Source organism: Campylobacter sp. W0066.1, from assembly GCF_024723635.1.
In the GTDB taxonomy this organism is placed as follows: Bacteria; Campylobacterota; Campylobacteria; order Campylobacterales; family Campylobacteraceae; genus Campylobacter_D; species Campylobacter_D lari_C.
Genome location: NZ_JANQCW010000011.1, coordinates 1 through 16573, shown reverse-complemented (window position 1 = coordinate 16573; position 16573 = coordinate 1). Strand labels below are relative to the sequence as shown.

Below are 16573 nucleotides of genomic sequence, written 5' to 3'. Positions count from 1 at the left end.
TAATTAGCATTAAATTGTAAATACTTCGTATATTTGTTTAAAAAATTATTATTTTTTATCTATTCTTAACAATAAATGTTTTAAAATCTTTAATGATATTTCTATTATTTAAGGAACAACAAATGAGTGATTTAGATATTTTTAATCGCCGTTTAGACGCATTAGAAAAACTTCCTCTTTTGAAAAATGAGATTTCTATCTCTAAAGCCTTAGAACAATCAGGTTTTTCAAGAAGAGATTTTATGAAATGGGCTAGTGCAATGACTGCATTTTTAGCACTACCTGCTAGCTTTGCTCCAGTAGTTGCAAGAGCTGCTGAGCTTAGTGATAGACTTCCAGTGATTTGGCTTCATATGGCTGAATGTACAGGATGTTCTGAGAGTTTATTAAGAAGTGATGCTCCTACTATTGATAGTTTAATTTTTGATCATATTTCTTTAGAATATCATGAAACTATAATGGGTGCAGCAGGTTGGCAAGCTGAGCATAATCTTGAAGCTGCTATGGAAAAATATAAAGGTAGATATATTTTAATGGTAGAAGGTGGTATACCAACAGGTGCTACAGAAAACTTTTTAACCATAGGACCACACGGTAAAACAGGAAAACAAATAGCACAACAAGCTTGTGATAATGCTTTGGCTATTTTTGCTATAGGTACCTGTTCAGCTTTTGGTGGTATTCAAGCTGCTAGACCTAATCCAAGTAATGCTGTGAGTTTAAGTAAAGTTACAAATAAAACAGTTATTAATGTTCCAGGTTGTCCTCCAAGCGAGAAAAACATTATAGGTAATGTGATTCATTATATATTGTATCAAACATTACCAGCGCTTGATGCTTATAATAGACCAAAATGGGCTTATGCTTTAAGAATTCATGATCTTTGTGAAAGAAGAGGACGCTTTGATGCGGGTGAGTTTGTGCAACAATTTGGTGATGAGGGAGCGAAAAAAGGATATTGTCTTTATAAAGTAGGTTGTAAAGGACCTTATACTTTTAATAACTGTTCAAAAGAAAGATTTAATCAACATACTTCATGGCCGGTACAAGCTGGACATGGTTGTATAGGTTGTTCTGAACCGGATTTTTGGGATACTATGGGACCTTTTGAAGAAGTGATGGCAGGAAGGTTATTTGATACTGTTTATGGTTTGGGTGCTGATAGTATTTCAGATAAAATAGGTATAGGTGTGCTTTGTGTAACAGGTGTTGCTGTTGCTGCGCATGCTGTGATTGCTTCATTAGAAAAGAATAAGGATTAAGAATGTCAAAAAGAATTATTATAGATCCACTTACTAGAATAGAAGGACACTTAAGAGTTGAAGTGGTAGTTGATGAAAATAATGTCATTAAAGAAGCATATTCAGGATCAACTCTATGGAGAGGTTTAGAAACTATTGTAAAAGGTCGTGATCCAAGAGATGCGGGCTTTTTAACTCAAAGAATTTGTGGTGTTTGTACTTTTTCACACTATAGAGCAGGGATTATTGCAGTGGAAAATGCTTTAGGTATTACTCCACCATTAAACGCAGTTTTAACTAGAACTTTAATGAATGCAGCTTTATATATGCATGATCATCCTGTGCATTTTTATCAACTTCATGGGCTTGATTTTGTTGATGTTGTAAGTGCTTTAAGTGCTGATGTAAAAAAAGCAAGTGATGAAGCATTTAAATATACCGATATGCCTTATGCAACAGGTGCAGATAAACTTTTAGAAGTACAACAAAGACTAAAAACCTTTGTAGATAAAGGAAATCTTGGACCATTTGCAAATGCTTATTATGGACACGCAACTTATCGCTTTACTCCTGAGCAAAACCTTATTGCACTTTCGCATTATTTAGAATGTTTAAGAATTCAAAGAACAATAGCTCAAGCTATGGCGATTTTTGGTGCTAAAAATCCTCATCCACAAAGCCTAACAGTAGGTGGTGTAACTTGTGTTATGGATCTTTTAAACCCATCAAGAATGGCTGAATATATGACTAAATTCCAAGAAGTAGCTGATTTTATTAATCGTGCTTATTATCCGGATTTAATTATGGCAGCAAAAGCTTACTCTAAAGAAGCAAGCGTATTAAATGATGTAGGGGTAAATAACTTCTATACTGAGAGAGAATTCCAAGTTTCAAGTGATGAGTGGTTGTTTGAAGGTGGTATTATTAGAAATGGTGATTTGAGTAAGGTTGAAGAAGTAGATGAAGCTAAAATCACTGAAGAGGCTACAAGAGCTTGGTATGCAGACAATGAAGCTTTACATCCTTATGATGGTAAAACCAATCCAAACTATACAGGCTTAGTTGATGGTGAAAGTATTGATGATAAAGGCAATATGGTTCATAGTAAGGTATTTGATACCAAAGGTAAATACAGCTGGATTAAAGCTCCAAGATATGAAAATTTACCTATGCAAGTTGGACCATTAGCAAATATTTTAGTTAATTATGCTAAGGGTAATAAAATCGTAGTAGAAGCGGTTGATTCATTCTTAAAAGCTACAAATTTACCAGTTAAAGCACTTATGAGTACTTTAGGAAGAACTGGTGCTAGAGCAATTGAAGCTAAAATCATTGCTGATCATGGTTTAAAAGCATTTAATTCTTTGGTTGAAAATTTAAAAACAGATGAAAGTACTTGTGCTACTTATGTAATTGATAAAAACAAAGAATACAAAGGTAGATTTATGGGAAGTGCGCCTCGTGGTGCGTTGAGTCATTGGTGTAGAATTAAAAATGGTGTAATTGAAAATTGGCAAGCAGTAGTACCTTCTACTTGGAATGCAAGTCCAAAAGATGCAAATGGAGTAGGTGGTAGCTATGAGCAATGTCTTATCGGTATGAAACTAGCTGATGTTAAACAGCCTTTAGAGGTAATAAGAGCTATTCACTCTTATGATCCTTGTATAGCATGTGCTGTGCATGTAATGGATACTAAAGGCAATAATCTTAGCGAGTATAAAGTAAATGTAAATTTATAAGGAAAGGACTTTAGTATGGATTCTAAACATTCCTTAAAATCAAACAGAAAGGCTGAATACGAATTTAGTATCGGCCTTCGTTTTACACATTGGTTAAGAGCGGTTGCAATCGTGATTTTAGTGGGAACTGGATATTATATTTCTTATGTTTTTCAAGCTCCTTCTATTTCATCTGAACCGACTTTATTTATGCAGGCAAAATACCGCATGGTGCACCAAATTTTTGGTTTCATCATGATAGCTTGTGTGCTTTTTAAAACATATTTGTTCTTTTTTGATCCAAAAAGTGCAAATGAAAGAAGAAGTATCAAAGATATTTTTAATGTAAAATTATGGATAGATCAGATTAAATTTTACATTTTCTTAGGAAAGCACCCGCATTTACAAGGTGTGTACAATCCTTTGCAATTTGCAACTTATTTTTTCTTTTATCTTGTTATGTTTGGGCTTATTTTAACAGGTCTAATCCTTTATATGCATGTATATCATGAAGGCTTGGGTGGATTTTTATACAATATCTTAAGACCTATTGAGGTAATGCTAGGTGGATTAGCTGATGTTAGAACCTACCATAGAATTTTAATGTGGGTTGTGTTGATTTTTGTTCCAGTGCATATTTATATGGCTGTGTTTAACTCAGTTAAAGGTAAAGATGGTGCTTTAGATGCTATCTTTAGTGGTTATAAATTTGTAAGAGAAAATCATTGAAACTTCTAATTTTAGGCATTGGTAATATTATGTTTGCAGATGAGGGCTTAGGCGTTCATCTTTGCAAACTTTTAGAAAAAAATTATAAGTTTTATCACGAAAAAGACTCAGTGAGCTTTGTAGATGGTGGAACTTTGGCTTTGCAACTTAGCTATATTATAGCTGAATATGATGAAATGGTTGTGATTGATTGTATTGCAGCAGATGATGCTAAGATCGGAGATATTTTTTTCTTTCCTTATGATGCAATGCCAAAAAAAGTTAATTGGAGTGGTAGTGCGCATGAGGTTGAGATGCTTCAAACCTTACAATATATGGAGCTTATGGGAGATTTGCCTAAAACTCAAATTTTAGCCTGTGTGCCAAAACGCATAGAACCATTGAGTTTTGAACTTTCAAAAGAAGTCTTAAATGCTTTAGAAAAAATGGAGAAAATTTTACTTGATTTTTTAGAGAAAAAAGGCTTTGCTTATGAGAGAATTGCTAATTATAATATACAAGAGCTTGCTCTAAATTCTTATAAAAGCTAAGCAAAAAGCTTAGCTTAGTTTTTAATCATCAAATTTTTGTCCTAAGAAATTTCCATTTACATCAGTATAAATTTCCATCATATTATTTAGTTTAAATTTATAACCTTGAATTTCTTTTTCAACTTTAATTATACTTGCATTTGGGTGCATTTTTTTAATCGTTGCTAAAACATTTGGACTTAAAAAAGAAGTATCAATAGGTCTGTATTTTGCATCAATTTCTTTCCAATCTCCATTGATGAAAAACTCAAGTTCAGTTCCATTATCTAAATAAACATCAAAGCTATCAATATCTTGTTTAACTAAAGCAATGTTTGAGCCTGTAAAATGTTTTTGTATAAAATTTTTAGAATTTGCCGGTAAAGCATTTACACCTACAACCATATCTTTAGCAAAAACACAACTTGCTAGAGTTAATGCCACTAAAGCTATTTTTAATTTCATTTTTTATCCTTTAAATTGAATTATTTGTGAAATCATATAAATATTGAGTGAATTTTGTGTGAACTTTGTTTTTTTAAAATAAATAGCAAGTATTTAATTGTATAATGATAAAAAAGTTTTAAAAGGATAAACAATGTATAGGTTTGCACCATCGCCTACTGGAGATATGCATATTGGAAATTTAAGAGCAGCTTTGTTTAATTATATTAAAGCAAGACAAGAAAATACAGATTTTATTTTGCGTATTGAAGATACGGATAATGCTAGAAATATTGCTGGAAAAGAAGAAGAAATAAAAGCTATTTTGAAAGAATTTGGTATAACTTGGCAGCATTATTATGTGCAAAGTGAGAATTTGAAATTTCATCGTCAAATGGCTTTAAAGCTAGTAAGTGAAAAAAAAGCTTTTGCTTGTTTTTGTACTGAGGATGAGTTAGCGCATAAAAAAGAATTAGCTAAAAGTAAAAATCAAGCATATAGATATGATGGCACTTGTGAAAAATTAGCAGATATTGATGTGTTAAATTGTGAAAAACCTTTTGTAATTCGTCTTAAAAAACCTCAATCACAAATGCAATTTACTGATTATATTAAAGGCGAGATTAGTTTTAATCCTGAAGATATTGATAGTTTTGTGATTATGAGAGCGGATAAAACCCCAACTTATAATTTTGCTTGTGCGGTTGATGATATGTTAGAAGGCGTTACTTGTATTATAAGGGGAGAAGATCATGTTTCAAATACTCCTAAGCAAGAGCATATTAGAGCAAGTTTGGGTTATGATAAAAGCATGACTTATGCACATTTACCTATCATTTTAAATGAAGAAGGTGTTAAAATGAGCAAAAGAGAGGCTCATTCTAGTGTAAAATGGATGCTTGATAATGGATATTTAGCAAGTGCTATTGCAAATTATTTAATCCTTTTAGGCAATAAAACTCCAAAAGAGATTTTTACTTTAGAAGAAGCCATAGAATGGTTTGATTTGAAAAAAGTTTCAAAATCTCCTGCTAGATTTGATACCAAGCGTTTAATGCAAATTAACCGTGAGCATATAAAAATGCTTGATAATGATAAATTAAATTCTTTGTTAAATTTAGGCAAAGATGTAGCGGAGCTTGCAAAATTTTATACTCAAGAAGCTAGCACGCTAAATGAGATAAGAGAAAAAATACAAGCTATTTTTACAGTCAAAAATTATAATGAATTTGAAAATGAGTGTAAGTTGATTAAAGAAGTTTTAAAAGATTTGGATTTACCTCAAGAATATGATGAGTTTAAAAAGATTTTGATGGAAAAAACAAATTTAAAAGGTAAAAATTTCTTTATGCCTTTGCGTTTAGTATTAACAGGGGTTACTCACGGACCTGAAATGAGTGAAATTTATACTTTAATTAAGCCTTTTGTTAAAGAAATTATAAAGGAGTAAAATGGGAGTTGGAACAAGTTTGATTGTGTCTTTGGTGCAAATTTTTTCTTTAGTGATTGAAATTTATGTTTGGATTATAATCATTGCTGCATTGATTTCTTGGGTAAGGCCTGATCCATATAATCCTATAGTACAAATTTTATATCGCTTAACTAATCCTGCTTATGCTTTTGTAAGAAGATTTATTCCTACTACTATAGGAAGCATTGATTTAGCACCTTTAATTATTATTTTAGGATTAAAATTTATTCAAATATTTTTATCAAATTTAATTTTAGGAAGTTTATAAGTGTTGAAAAAAAGTGTAGTATTGCTTTTAGCCGGAGTAGTTTTTGCAAATAGTGCTATGTATTCTTATAAAGAATTAGAGCAAAAACCAAATTCTTTGGCTAAGGATTATTATTTATATCGTTTATTAGAAAAAAATGAATTTAAAAAAGAAGAAGTTGAAGGTTTAAAAGAACATATTTATCGTTATGCAGGGCGTATTAAAAATGCTATTGAAACGATTATTCCACCTTTGGGATATAATAAAGAATATGAGGCTTGTTATAAATTTAACACGCAAAACATCTTAGATGCTAATGCTACTTGTCAGCTTATAAGATTAAACAGTTTAACTTTTATACAAGATCTTAATACTTCAACGCGTAATGAGATGAAAAAAATTATCCCACAAGATAATCCAAATTTAGTAAAGCTTTTAGAAGCTTTTAATGCTAAAGATCCTCTAAGTTATGCAATTTTAAATTATGATAGTGCAAATTTTTATAAAATTTATGGCTTTTTAAAAGATAAAAAGGATTTTTTCTTAGAAAAAGATTTTGCTGATGAATTAGCAAAAGAAAAAGAATTTACAAATTTTGTAAAAGAAATTATCATTAAGAAAAAAAGTCCATTGATAAGAAAATCTTTGGTTAATGTAGATGCAAATTTAACTTTTCAAGATAATGCATTTTACTTAGGTGTGAATGCTATTTTAGAAAATGATGATAAAAAAGCACTAGAGTTTTTCCAAGTAGCAAAAGATACTTTTAAAAGCAAGCCTTTAGCAGATAATGCAAATTTTTGGATTTATTTAATCACTCAAGATAAAAAGTATCTTGATGAGCTTGCTCAAAGTGATTCTTTAAATATTTATAGTCTTTATGCAAGAGAGTTAAAAGGCTTGCCTTTGCCTAAAATAGAAGAATTAAGTCCAAAAAAACAAAAAAATGATTTTGATATGAAAGATCCTTTTGCTTGGCAAAAACTTGCAAAAGAAATTGCAAAAGGCAATCCTAATGAGCTAGAAAAGCTTGCAAAAGATTTTTATACTAAAGAAAATATCGCTATTTATGCTTATATTAAAGAAAGAGCTGAGGGTTTTAAAAAACACTATTTCATTATGCCTTATTTTGAGTATTTAAAAGATTATTCTACGCAAAGAAAGGCTATGATTTTAGCTTTAGCTAGACAAGAAAGTCGTTTTATCCCAACAGCCATTTCTACTTCTTATGCTTTGGGTATTATGCAATTTATTCCATTTTTAGCTAATCATATAGGTAATAAAGAATTACAAATTCCAAATTTTGACCAAGATATGCTTTTTGACCCAAAAACAGCCTATACTTTTGCAAATCATCATTTAGATTACTTAGAATCTAAACTTAATTCTCCAGTATTTGTGGCATATGCTTATAATGGAGGTATAGGATTTACCACTAGAATGCTCAAAAGAGAAGATATGTTTAGAGCAGGAAAGTACGAGCCATTTTTATCTATGGAACTAGTTCCTTATGCAGAAAGTAGGGTGTATGCTAAAAAAGTTTTAGCTAATTATATTGTGTATTTGCATCTTCTGAACGATAATACACCGATTTCGAAATTTTTTGAAACTTTAACTCAAAACACTGATTCTCAAAACACAAATCAAGTTGTAAAATAGGTTTTTGCACCAACTCATCAAGGGTGATTTTGTAATAACTTGCATAATCACTTTTGATGATATACTTAAACAACTCATCATTTTGACCTAAGGTTTTTAAGTTAGTTTTTTCTCCATCTATGAGTATTGAAATTTGTTCTTGTTTAATATTGATATTTGGTAAAAAACTAAGTACAAAAACTTCTTTTTGACTTTTTTCATCTAATACAGGATTTAGATAGCTTAACAAAGCAACTACTCTATTATCTTTATAATTAAAATTGATTTTTTGTGCGTACATAAGAGTTTGGCTTTTTAAATCGATTTCGCTTTGTTTTTGGATTTTATTTGAGCATGCAGTAAAAATAAGTGTTAAAAAAATAATCATATAAATTTTTTTCATATTTTATTCCTAATTTTTTTATAATTATAAGCTTTTAACTTTTAAAAAGATATAATTTTGTTTATTTTCTTTGATTTAAGGAAGTTATGAAAAGATTAGCAATGGCTTTTAGTGGGCCTTCCAATTCAGGTAAAACAACTTTAATAACTCAAGTTGCTAAATATTTTATGGAGCAAAATTATAAAGTATGTATTATAAAACACGATCCAAAAGATAAAGCAAGTTTTGATATAGCAAAAAAAGATAGTTTTAAATTTTTTCAAAGCGGTGCTGATGTAATGGTTTTAAGTCCTACAAGGACAACTTTATTTACACATTCTCCAAGTACTTTAGATGAAGCTATTTCTAAACTAGGGGAATTTGATTTTTTATTTATAGAGGGCTTAAAAACCTTAGATATGCCAAGAATTAGTGTTTTTTGCAAAGAAGTAGATGAGAGCTATTTTGCTTATTCTAAAGCTATTGCAAGCTATGAGAAAATCGAAAATAAAAATTTAACTTGGCTTTATTTGGATGATTTAGAAAGTATTTGTGATTTTATATTAAAAAATTCAAAAAAAGTATAGGGGTAAAATATGCAAGAATTAATTAACGATATACAAAAAGCAGTGATTGAAATTTCAAAAGAACTTAGATATTTAAAAGATTTTGATTATACTACCTCTCAAAATGCAACCGGAGATAATCAATTAAAACTTGATGTAAAAAGCGATGAGATTATCACTAGAATTTTAAAGCAAAGCAAAGGTATAAAAAGCTTAATTAGCGAGGAAAAGCAAGAGCAATTATTAATCAATGAAAATGAAAAATACGTCGTTGCTTATGATCCTTTAGATGGTTCATCTTTGGTGGATGTGAATTTTGCTATAGGTTCTATTTTTGCTATTTATGAGCAAAAGGCTAGTGCAAAAAATCTAAAAGCAGCAGTTTATGCTATTTATGGTGTGCGCTTAGAGCTTATAGCATGCATAGATACTCCTAAGCTTTATAGATTAAATGAAAATGATGAATTTGTTTTCGTTAAGGATTTAAAATTAAACGAAAAAGGCAAATTAAATGCAAGCGGTGGGACACAAAAAAATTGGTCAAATACTCATAGAGCTTTTATAAAAGCTTTATTTGATGAAGGATATCGCTTAAGATATTCAGGTGCTATGGTAAGTGATTTGCACCAAATTTTACTCAAAGGTGGAGGATTATTTTCATATCCTGCAACAAGCGATGCGCCAAATGGAAAATTAAGAGCATATTTTGAGGTATTTCCTTTTGCTTTTATTTTTGAAAAAGCAGGAGGGCTTTCTACTAATGGAAAAAATGATTCTTTGCTTGATTTAGAATTTGAAAAAATCCATGCAAGTACGCCATGCTTTTTGGGTTCAAAATATGAAATTGAAAAACTAAAACAAGCTTATAAAGGGCTTTAATGGCTGAAGTTAAAGATGAATTTGAACTAGCTTTGGAAGTTAAAAAAAACGAACTTCAAGCTTGTCAAAATGATAAAAACTTAAAATCTTGTTTACCTTGCTCTATGATTTTTGAGTGCTCTTTAAGAAAAGAGTATATTGATGCAGTTTATAAGAGTATGTCTAAAGGTAAAGAAGGTGGATTTGATTTTTAATTAAAGGTTTAAAATGCGTTATATTACTACTCCGATATATTATGTAAATGATGTGGCACACATAGGTCATGCTTACACTACGATTATAGCAGATACTTTGGCTAGATTTTATCGATTGCAAGGAGAAAAAACATTCTTTTTAACAGGTACAGATGAACATGGTCAAAAGATAGAGCAAGCTGCTAGTGCTAGAAATTTTACCCCTAAAGAATATGCAGATGAAATTAGTGCTAAATTTAAAAAACTTTGGGATGAGTTTGAGATTTCTTATGATTATTTCATCAGAACTACAGATGAAAATCACAAATTAAGCGTACAAAAAGCATTTAAAAAAATGTTTGATAAGGGTGATATTTATAAAGGAACTTATGAAGGCTTTTATTGTGTTTCTTGTGAGAGTTATTTTACCCAAACTCAGCTTGTAAATGAGTGTCATTGTCCAGATTGTGGTAAAAAAACACAGCTTTTAAAAGAAGAAAGTTATTTTTTCAAGCTTTCTAAATATCAAGATCAAATTCTTAAATGGTATAAAGAAAAAGAGCCGATTTTACCTAAAAATAAGGCTAATGAATTAATCCACTTTGTAGAAGGTGGCTTAAAAGATCTTTCTATTACAAGAACGAGTTTTGAGTGGGGTATAAAGCTTCCAAAAGAACTAAATGATGAAAAACATGTGGTGTATGTTTGGCTTGATGCTTTGATGAATTATGTGAGTGCTTTGGGTTATGGACTTGATGATAAAAATATGGATCTTTGGCCTGCTCATATTCATTTTGTAGGTAAGGATATCTTGCGTTTTCATGCAGTGTATTGGCCTGCGTTTTTGATGAGTTTAGAACTTCCTTTGCCTAAATTTGTAGCAGCGCATGGCTGGTGGACCAAAGATGGTGAAAAAATGAGCAAATCTAAAGGCAATGTAGTAGCACCTAAAGAAGTAGCAGATACTTTTGGTTTAGAAGCTTTTAGATATTTTTTACTCAGAGAAGTTCCTTTTGGCAATGATGGGGATTTTTCACAAAAAGCATTAATCACGAGAATAAATGCAGAATTAAGCAATGAGCTTGGAAATTTATTAAATAGAATTATCGGTATGAGTGCTAAGTATTCTCAAAATATTATTGATTGCAAAGATGTGAATTTGTATTTTAATCAAGAATTAAACGAATGTAAAGAATATTTAGATAATGCGATCAATGCTTTGGAAAATATTCAACCAAATCGCTATTTAGAAGATCTTTTTAAGGCTTTGTCTTTAGCAAATTTAAGTATTAGTAAGTATGAGCCTTGGAATTTAATTAAAAATAATCAAATGCAAAAAGCTAATGCCTTAGTGGCTTTATGTGCTAATATTTTAACAAAAGTTACTATTTTACTTTCAGCTGCTATGCCAAAAACAGCTTTAAAAATTGCCAAAGCTTTAAATTTTGAAATTTCAAACGAAAACTATCAAAAACTAATTTTAAATAATCAATTATGTGATTTAAAATCAAGTGCTTGTGAAGCTTTATTTCCAAAAGTTGAATTAACTCAAGAAAGCAAAAAAGAAGAAAAAGCAGAAGAGAAGTCAAACTTGCCTCAAATTAAAATTGATGATTTTAAAAAAATTGAAATTAAAGTAGCACTAGTAAAAGATTGTCAAAATATAGAAGGCAGTGAAAAGCTTTTAAAATTTCAACTTGAACTTGAAAATGGCGAACTAAGACAAGTGCTTTCGGGTATTGCTAAATTTTATAAAGCTAGTGAGTTAATAGGTAAGCAAGTTTGTGTCATTACCAATCTAAAAAAAGCTAAAATTTTTGGCCATGAAAGCCAAGGTATGATTTTAAGTGCCCAAAAAGGTGAAAAATTAGTTTTAATTAGTCCACAAAGCTTTATCGAAAATGGAGCTTTAATAGGCTAAATGAATATTTCTAATTTTATTGAGCTTGTTAATGCCCAAGTTTTAAACTATGGAGCAACTTCTAGTGTTTATGATTTTAGTATAGATTTAAACAAAGTCAAACAAGCAAGTGTATTTTTTGCTAAAAATAACGAACAAGCTAGTTTTGCTATAAAACTTGGAGCTTATGTTATAGTAAGCGAGGAAAAATTAAATCTTGAAGATAAAGATGTGTTTTATCTTCAAGTTGATGATCTTGAAGAAGCTATTTTTAGGCTTTTTAGATTTTTATGCGAAGAAAAATCTTATGAATTTATATATTGCAATCATATAGAATTAAAATTTGCAAAAGCCTTTAATTTTAAAGCCTTAAATTCAAATATTTTATCAGATTTTGATCTTTTAAAAAATTCTAAAGAAAAAACTTTCTTTTGTTCTGATGATGAAAAATTTATTTTAAAATTAAAATCAAATTTTCATACCTTAAAAGCTTGTAAATATGAAATTTTAGGCTCAAAATCTTTATTTCAAACGAGTTTGCTTTGTAAAAATTTGTATTTTAAAGATTTAAAATTTGCATTTTTTTATGCAGATATTTTTGCTAGTTTTATTGAATTTATAGAAAGTCAAAAATTACCCTTTAGTTTTAATGATAAAAAATTAGAACTTTTTAAAGCCTATTTTTTAAACTCAAAAAATGAAATTTGTGCTTTTGGGGGTAGTTCTAGGGTGGTTTTACTTGTAGAAAATGAAAAAGACTTTGATTTTATAGCACAAAAACTTCAATATATTAAGGGCTTTAAAACTGCATTAAGAAATTCATTATTTTGTGATTTTTCCTATACAAATTTAAATGAATTAAAGAATTTTTTTGACTTTAAATATTGCCTGATTAAAGAAAATAAAGAAGAGTTTTTAGAATACTTTCTTACTCAAGAAAAAAATATTAGTTTATTTGATTAAAATATTATTTTCACAAGTAATAAATTAGCATTTTACTTTAGAGTAAAATGCTTTTTAAAATTATTTTTCGTTAATTTCTGCTTCGATGTTGATTTGTACTTCATCGCTAAGTGTCAAACTAGAGGTATCTGGAGCAAATTTAAAATCGCTTCTTTTGATTTGTCCTTGCAAAGTAAATCCTGCTTTTTCTTTGCCACTATCTGTTTTGATAACCCCACCAATTTCAGTATCTAAAACAATATCTTTGCTTACACCAGCAATGTTTAATGAGCCATACATCTTACCTTTTTCATTAGAAATTTTTTCATATTTACTCATTGTAAAAGTGATATTTGGGTAAGTTTTTGCTTTGAAAAAATCATCTTGTTGTAAATGAGCATCTCTTGCTTTATTTTCAGTATTTATAGAAGCAACTTTTACATTTGCTTGAAGTTTGTTAAATTCAAATTTAGCACTATCAAAATCAATTACCGCATCATAGTCTTTAAAATTTCCATTTACATTACTAATTTGTAAATGTTTGATTTTAAATCCTACGTTTGTATGTGATTTGTCTAAGCTAAATTCTTTACTTAAAGCATTGCCTGCTAAAATAGAAGCAGCTAAAAAAGAACCAAGTAGTAATTTTTTCATGCTTTCTCCTTAATATTTAAAAATGGTTATTATACAAATGAAAATAAAATGAAAGTAAATTTTTAAATATATTCTATAAAATCTTTCACATTAGCTTCTTTAAAGCCTTTTAATCTCAATAAACAACTATCACATTTGCCACAAGCTTTATCTTCTCTTTCATAGCAAGACCAAGTATGCTCTAAGGCTACCTTTTCTTTTAAGGCTAAATCAACTATTTGTCCTTTACTTAGATGAACTAATGGGGTTTTAATTGTAACATTACAAGTTTTTGTAGTACCTTCATTGATAAACTCACTCGCTTTTTGTATGAAATTTGCACTACAATCAGGATAACCACTGCTATCTTCTTGCACTACTCCTATGAAAATACTTTCGCATTTTTCTTTTTCAGCTATAGCTCCTGCGATGGATAAAAAAATACCATTTCTAAAAGGAACATAAGTATTTGGAACTTCTTTTTCGTGTAGTTTTTCTTTGGGAATTTCTAAATTTAAATCCGTTAAAGAGTTACCACCGATATTTGCTATAAATGAAACATCTAAAATATATTTTGTTTTTATATTAAGTTTTTCACAAATTTTATTAAAACATTCTCTTTCTTTAAACATGGTGCGCTGGTTATAATCAAAATGTAAAGCAATGATTTCATATCCTTCTTTTTTGGCTAAATACGCACACAAAGTACTATCCATACCACCACTTATAATACAAAGAGCTTTTTTCATACTTTTCCTTAATTTTGATATAATTTGAAATTATAAAATCAAAAGGATAATAATGATTTTTTGCGAAGAAGAAATGGATATTTCTTTTCTTGAAAAAATTGCCCAAAAAATGAGTGATCAAAATATAGAACTTGTTTTGGTAGATGAAAAAACCATGCATGAAATTAATCTTAATCAAAGGGGAGTAGATAAAACTACAGATGTTTTGTCTTTTCCTTTAGTGCAAAATTGTGAAAATTTACTTGGAAGTATAGTGATAAATTTAGATGAAGTAAGTAAAAAAGCTATGGAATATAAACATAGTAACGAAGAAGAGATGGCATTGCTTTTTATACATGCTATGCTTCATTTACAAGGTTATGATCATGAGGTAGATCAAGGACAAATGAGACAAAAAGAACAAGAATGGATTGAATATTTTAAATTGCCAAAAAGTTTGATTATAAGAGTGCAAGGGGATTAAATGTTTAAAAAGATTGCTTTTAGCTTAAGTTTGTGTGCGAGTTTGTATGCTTATAATGAAAATACATTTACTTTAAATATTTTAAATGGAAAGGAATTTGATATTTACCTATATAGCTCTAGTAAAAGTAACACTAGTTATGGATTTGTCCAAGCAAAACAAAAACAATACAGTTTTTGGGGTAGTGCTAAAAATGATGAGTATTATATAGATATAGCAGATTTTGGAACTTGCGTTTTAAAAGATATATACAAAAATAAATTTGAAGCCCTATGTAAAATAGATGGTATAAAAAAAGAATTTAGCTTTTTAGCTAATAAATCCAACGCAAGTATTTATCAATTATCACTTAAAGAACAAAAACAAGTAGAAGACAATAAGAATATTGAGTTTGATTTTAGTGAAGATATATTAAAACTATCAAGTCAAAATAAAAATTTAGAAAAAATTATTGATGATTTTAATGAGAATTTGGATAAAAATTCATTAAAACAAAAAGCAAAAGAAAGTTTTGATAAATGGAATAAAGAAGATATTTCTAATAATGAGTTTTTTTCTCAAGCTTATATATTTTATCAAGATGAGCATATTATCTCTTTGGGAAAAAATATTTATGAGTATAAAGGTGGTGCCCATGGTATGACTAATTTTTTAAGAAAAACTTATAGCATTGATGATATGAAACTTCTTAGATTGAAAAATGAGTTAAAAATAGAAAATGAAGATTTTCAGGATATGATTAAGCAAAAGATTTTAAGTTTATATAATGAAAATGAGTTATTTGATATTAAAGAGCTTAAAATGAGTGAAATTTTTGAAGTGAGAAAAAACGGATTAGTTTTGATATGGGAGCCTTATGATATAGCTCCATATTCAACAGGAGTAATTGAAATTTTTATAAGTTATGATGAGTTAAAACCTTTTTGGAAAAATAATTCAAAATTAGCTTATTTGAGTAAAATCAAATAAGCTTTTAATCATCAAATTTTTGCCTTAAAATCGTTCCGTTATCATCTATGTAAAGTTTCATTTGATTATTAAGTTTGATTTTATAATAAGAGATTTTTCTTTCTATCTCTATGATTGCTGTATTAGGATAGATATTTTTAATAGTATTTTGTATTGCTAGGGGTAAAATCGCATAATTTAGCGATCTAAAATTTTCAGCCTCTTTAAACTCTCCATTAAGTGAAAATTCAATCTCGCTCCCATCGCTTAAATAAATCTCATAAGAATAACCATCTTGCTCTACTAGACCTATTTCTGCATTAAAATAATCTTTAATAAATTGTTTGATGTTTACCGGTAAAGAATCAGGTGCTATGACTATGCCTGCATTAAGAGTATTTAGAGCGATAAAAAAAGCTAAAGCTAGTTTTTTCATTTTTAACCTTATTTTATTTTTTGACGATATTGTATCTTATTAGTGTGAATTTTATGTGTAAGCTAGAATTTAAATAGCTTTTTGTTATAATTATTAAAAATACAAAGTAGGGCAATGATAGCTTCTTTTTTAATCGCTTTAAATATTGTGATATTTGTCTTTGTTAATTATCTTTATTTTGGATCTTTAAATTTAGATGCTATTTTAGGTTTAAATTTATTTTTCTTTCAAGGATTTTACTGGCAAATTCTAAGCTCAATGTTTATGCATGGAAATTGGCCTCATTTGATTTTAAATATGATAGTGCTTTTTCAATTTGGTTCTATGCTTGAAAAATACTTAAAAAGTTTTAAATTCGCTTTGCTTTATTTAATTGGCGGAATTCTTTGTTCTTTACTTAGTGCTTTTTATGTGTATTTAAGTTTTGATGGTAGTTTTGTAAATGTAGTGGGTGCAAGTGGTGCTATATGTGTTTTAATGGGATATTATGCATATTTAGATAAAA

General features: G+C 29.0%; 20 protein-coding genes. 15 read left to right on the top strand and 5 right to left on the bottom strand.

Annotated features, from left to right (window positions below; translation table 11 throughout):
• The first annotated feature begins 122 nt into the window (after positions 1-122).
• From CAMP18497_RS05430 to CAMP18497_RS05415, 4 genes are read left to right on the top strand one after another with little or no spacing between them, the layout of a single operon-like run.
• On the top strand, positions 123-1262 hold the full coding sequence (locus CAMP18497_RS05430) for a hydrogenase small subunit (protein ID WP_263676793.1): 1140 nt from the start codon (positions 123-125) through the stop codon (positions 1260-1262).
• Positions 1263-1264: 2 nt separating this feature from the next.
• Entirely contained in the window at positions 1265-2980 is a 1716-nt protein-coding gene (locus CAMP18497_RS05425; protein WP_263676791.1) for a nickel-dependent hydrogenase large subunit, read from the top strand.
• Positions 2981-2995: 15 nt separating this feature from the next.
• Positions 2996-3688 (top strand): Ni/Fe-hydrogenase, b-type cytochrome subunit, encoded by a 693-nt coding sequence (gene cybH / locus CAMP18497_RS05420; protein ID WP_263676788.1) that lies wholly within the window; start codon positions 2996-2998, stop codon positions 3686-3688.
• On the top strand, positions 3685-4218 hold the full coding sequence (locus CAMP18497_RS05415) for a HyaD/HybD family hydrogenase maturation endopeptidase (RefSeq protein ID WP_263676787.1): 534 nt from the start codon (positions 3685-3687) through the stop codon (positions 4216-4218). Before cybH ends, CAMP18497_RS05415 begins: the two co-directional genes overlap by 4 nt.
• Before the next feature lie 21 nt (positions 4219-4239).
• Here CAMP18497_RS05415 and CAMP18497_RS05410 read toward each other — a convergent pair whose 3' ends face one another.
• Positions 4240-4662: a PepSY-like domain-containing protein gene (locus CAMP18497_RS05410; RefSeq protein WP_337212969.1), complete on the bottom strand. Its 423-nt coding sequence runs from the start codon at positions 4660-4662 to the stop codon at positions 4240-4242.
• A gap of 133 nt (positions 4663-4795) precedes the next feature.
• Between CAMP18497_RS05410 and gltX the strand changes: the two genes are divergently transcribed.
• From gltX to CAMP18497_RS05395, 3 genes are read left to right on the top strand one after another with little or no spacing between them, the layout of a single operon-like run.
• Entirely contained in the window at positions 4796-6091 is a 1296-nt protein-coding gene (gene gltX / locus CAMP18497_RS05405; RefSeq protein ID WP_337212967.1) for a glutamate--tRNA ligase, read from the top strand.
• Between the two features lies 1 nt (position 6092).
• Complete coding sequence (locus CAMP18497_RS05400; protein WP_012661430.1) at positions 6093-6380, top strand: YggT family protein; 288 nt, start codon at positions 6093-6095, stop codon at positions 6378-6380.
• Positions 6381-8018, top strand: coding sequence for a lytic transglycosylase domain-containing protein (locus tag CAMP18497_RS05395; RefSeq protein WP_337212965.1), 1638 nt, complete (start codon positions 6381-6383; stop codon positions 8016-8018).
• Here the strand turns inward: CAMP18497_RS05395 and CAMP18497_RS05390 are convergent.
• Positions 7906-8400, bottom strand: coding sequence for a hypothetical protein (locus tag CAMP18497_RS05390; protein WP_337212963.1), 495 nt, complete (start codon positions 8398-8400; stop codon positions 7906-7908). The genes CAMP18497_RS05395 and CAMP18497_RS05390 overlap by 113 nt on opposite strands.
• A gap of 86 nt (positions 8401-8486) precedes the next feature.
• Between CAMP18497_RS05390 and mobB the strand changes: the two genes are divergently transcribed.
• The 5 genes from mobB to CAMP18497_RS05365 are packed head-to-tail and all read left to right on the top strand — an operon-like array spanning position 8487 to position 12860.
• Positions 8487-8966, top strand: coding sequence for a molybdopterin-guanine dinucleotide biosynthesis protein B (gene mobB, locus CAMP18497_RS05385; protein WP_220566249.1), 480 nt, complete (start codon positions 8487-8489; stop codon positions 8964-8966).
• A 9-nt stretch (positions 8967-8975) separates the two neighbouring features.
• Positions 8976-9824: a class 1 fructose-bisphosphatase gene (locus CAMP18497_RS05380; protein ID WP_337212960.1), complete on the top strand. Its 849-nt coding sequence runs from the start codon at positions 8976-8978 to the stop codon at positions 9822-9824.
• Entirely contained in the window at positions 9824-10018 is a 195-nt protein-coding gene (locus CAMP18497_RS05375) for a hypothetical protein (RefSeq protein WP_149062294.1), read from the top strand. Before CAMP18497_RS05380 ends, CAMP18497_RS05375 begins: the two co-directional genes overlap by 1 nt.
• A gap of 13 nt (positions 10019-10031) precedes the next feature.
• Positions 10032-11918: a methionine--tRNA ligase gene (gene metG, locus CAMP18497_RS05370; RefSeq protein WP_337212958.1), complete on the top strand. Its 1887-nt coding sequence runs from the start codon at positions 10032-10034 to the stop codon at positions 11916-11918.
• Complete coding sequence (locus tag CAMP18497_RS05365; RefSeq protein WP_337212956.1) at positions 11919-12860, top strand: hypothetical protein; 942 nt, start codon at positions 11919-11921, stop codon at positions 12858-12860. It abuts the gene before it with no gap.
• 60 nt (positions 12861-12920) lie between these two features.
• On the opposite strand, the gene CAMP18497_RS05360 is transcribed toward CAMP18497_RS05365, so the two are convergent.
• Entirely contained in the window at positions 12921-13493 is a 573-nt protein-coding gene (locus tag CAMP18497_RS05360) for a YceI family protein (RefSeq protein ID WP_337212954.1), read from the bottom strand.
• Between the two features lie 62 nt (positions 13494-13555).
• Entirely contained in the window at positions 13556-14221 is a 666-nt protein-coding gene (queC, locus tag CAMP18497_RS05355; protein ID WP_337212952.1) for a 7-cyano-7-deazaguanine synthase QueC, read from the bottom strand.
• A 52-nt stretch (positions 14222-14273) separates the two neighbouring features.
• Here queC and ybeY point away from each other — a divergent pair, with 52 nt between their 5' ends.
• A complete protein-coding gene (ybeY, locus tag CAMP18497_RS05350) occupies positions 14274-14684 on the top strand; it encodes an rRNA maturation RNase YbeY (protein WP_263675504.1) in 411 nt (136 codons plus the stop codon).
• The gene (locus CAMP18497_RS05345; RefSeq protein ID WP_337212949.1) at positions 14685-15653 is read left to right on the top strand and encodes a DUF3298 and DUF4163 domain-containing protein; all 969 of its coding nucleotides are present in this window, start codon (positions 14685-14687) and stop codon (positions 15651-15653) included.
• Positions 15654-15657: 4 nt separating this feature from the next.
• Here CAMP18497_RS05345 and CAMP18497_RS05340 read toward each other — a convergent pair whose 3' ends face one another.
• Positions 15658-16068: a PepSY-like domain-containing protein gene (locus CAMP18497_RS05340; RefSeq protein ID WP_074692021.1), complete on the bottom strand. Its 411-nt coding sequence runs from the start codon at positions 16066-16068 to the stop codon at positions 15658-15660.
• A 114-nt stretch (positions 16069-16182) separates the two neighbouring features.
• Here CAMP18497_RS05340 and CAMP18497_RS05335 point away from each other — a divergent pair.
• The coding region (locus CAMP18497_RS05335; protein ID WP_337212946.1) for a rhomboid family intramembrane serine protease at positions 16183-16573 on the top strand (391 nt) is incomplete at its 3' end.

Bases quoted from the DNA above. Each gene is read 5' to 3' on its own strand.
- ybeY (WP_263675504.1), top strand. From the start codon at position 14,274: ATGATTTTTTGCGAAGAAGAAATGGATATTTCTTTTCTTGAAAAAATT.
- CAMP18497_RS05380 (WP_337212960.1), top strand. From the start codon at position 8,976: ATGCAAGAATTAATTAACGATATACAAAAAGCAGTGATTGAAATTTCA.
- CAMP18497_RS05345 (WP_337212949.1), top strand. From the start codon at position 14,685: ATGTTTAAAAAGATTGCTTTTAGCTTAAGTTTGTGTGCGAGTTTGTAT.
- queC (WP_337212952.1), bottom strand. From the start codon at position 14,221: ATGAAAAAAGCTCTTTGTATTATAAGTGGTGGTATGGATAGTACTTTG.
- CAMP18497_RS05340 (WP_074692021.1), bottom strand. From the start codon at position 16,068: ATGAAAAAACTAGCTTTAGCTTTTTTTATCGCTCTAAATACTCTTAAT.
- cybH (WP_263676788.1), top strand. From the start codon at position 2,996: ATGGATTCTAAACATTCCTTAAAATCAAACAGAAAGGCTGAATACGAA.
- mobB (WP_220566249.1), top strand. From the start codon at position 8,487: ATGAAAAGATTAGCAATGGCTTTTAGTGGGCCTTCCAATTCAGGTAAA.
- CAMP18497_RS05430 (WP_263676793.1), top strand. From the start codon at position 123: ATGAGTGATTTAGATATTTTTAATCGCCGTTTAGACGCATTAGAAAAA.
- CAMP18497_RS05390 (WP_337212963.1), bottom strand. From the start codon at position 8,400: ATGAAAAAAATTTATATGATTATTTTTTTAACACTTATTTTTACTGCA.
- metG (WP_337212958.1), top strand. From the start codon at position 10,032: ATGCGTTATATTACTACTCCGATATATTATGTAAATGATGTGGCACAC.
- CAMP18497_RS05400 (WP_012661430.1), top strand. From the start codon at position 6,093: ATGGGAGTTGGAACAAGTTTGATTGTGTCTTTGGTGCAAATTTTTTCT.
- CAMP18497_RS05365 (WP_337212956.1), top strand. From the start codon at position 11,919: ATGAATATTTCTAATTTTATTGAGCTTGTTAATGCCCAAGTTTTAAAC.
- CAMP18497_RS05410 (WP_337212969.1), bottom strand. From the start codon at position 4,662: ATGAAATTAAAAATAGCTTTAGTGGCATTAACTCTAGCAAGTTGTGTT.
- CAMP18497_RS05360 (WP_337212954.1), bottom strand. From the start codon at position 13,493: ATGAAAAAATTACTACTTGGTTCTTTTTTAGCTGCTTCTATTTTAGCA.
- gltX (WP_337212967.1), top strand. From the start codon at position 4,796: ATGTATAGGTTTGCACCATCGCCTACTGGAGATATGCATATTGGAAAT.
- CAMP18497_RS05425 (WP_263676791.1), top strand. From the start codon at position 1,265: ATGTCAAAAAGAATTATTATAGATCCACTTACTAGAATAGAAGGACAC.
- CAMP18497_RS05375 (WP_149062294.1), top strand. From the start codon at position 9,824: ATGGCTGAAGTTAAAGATGAATTTGAACTAGCTTTGGAAGTTAAAAAA.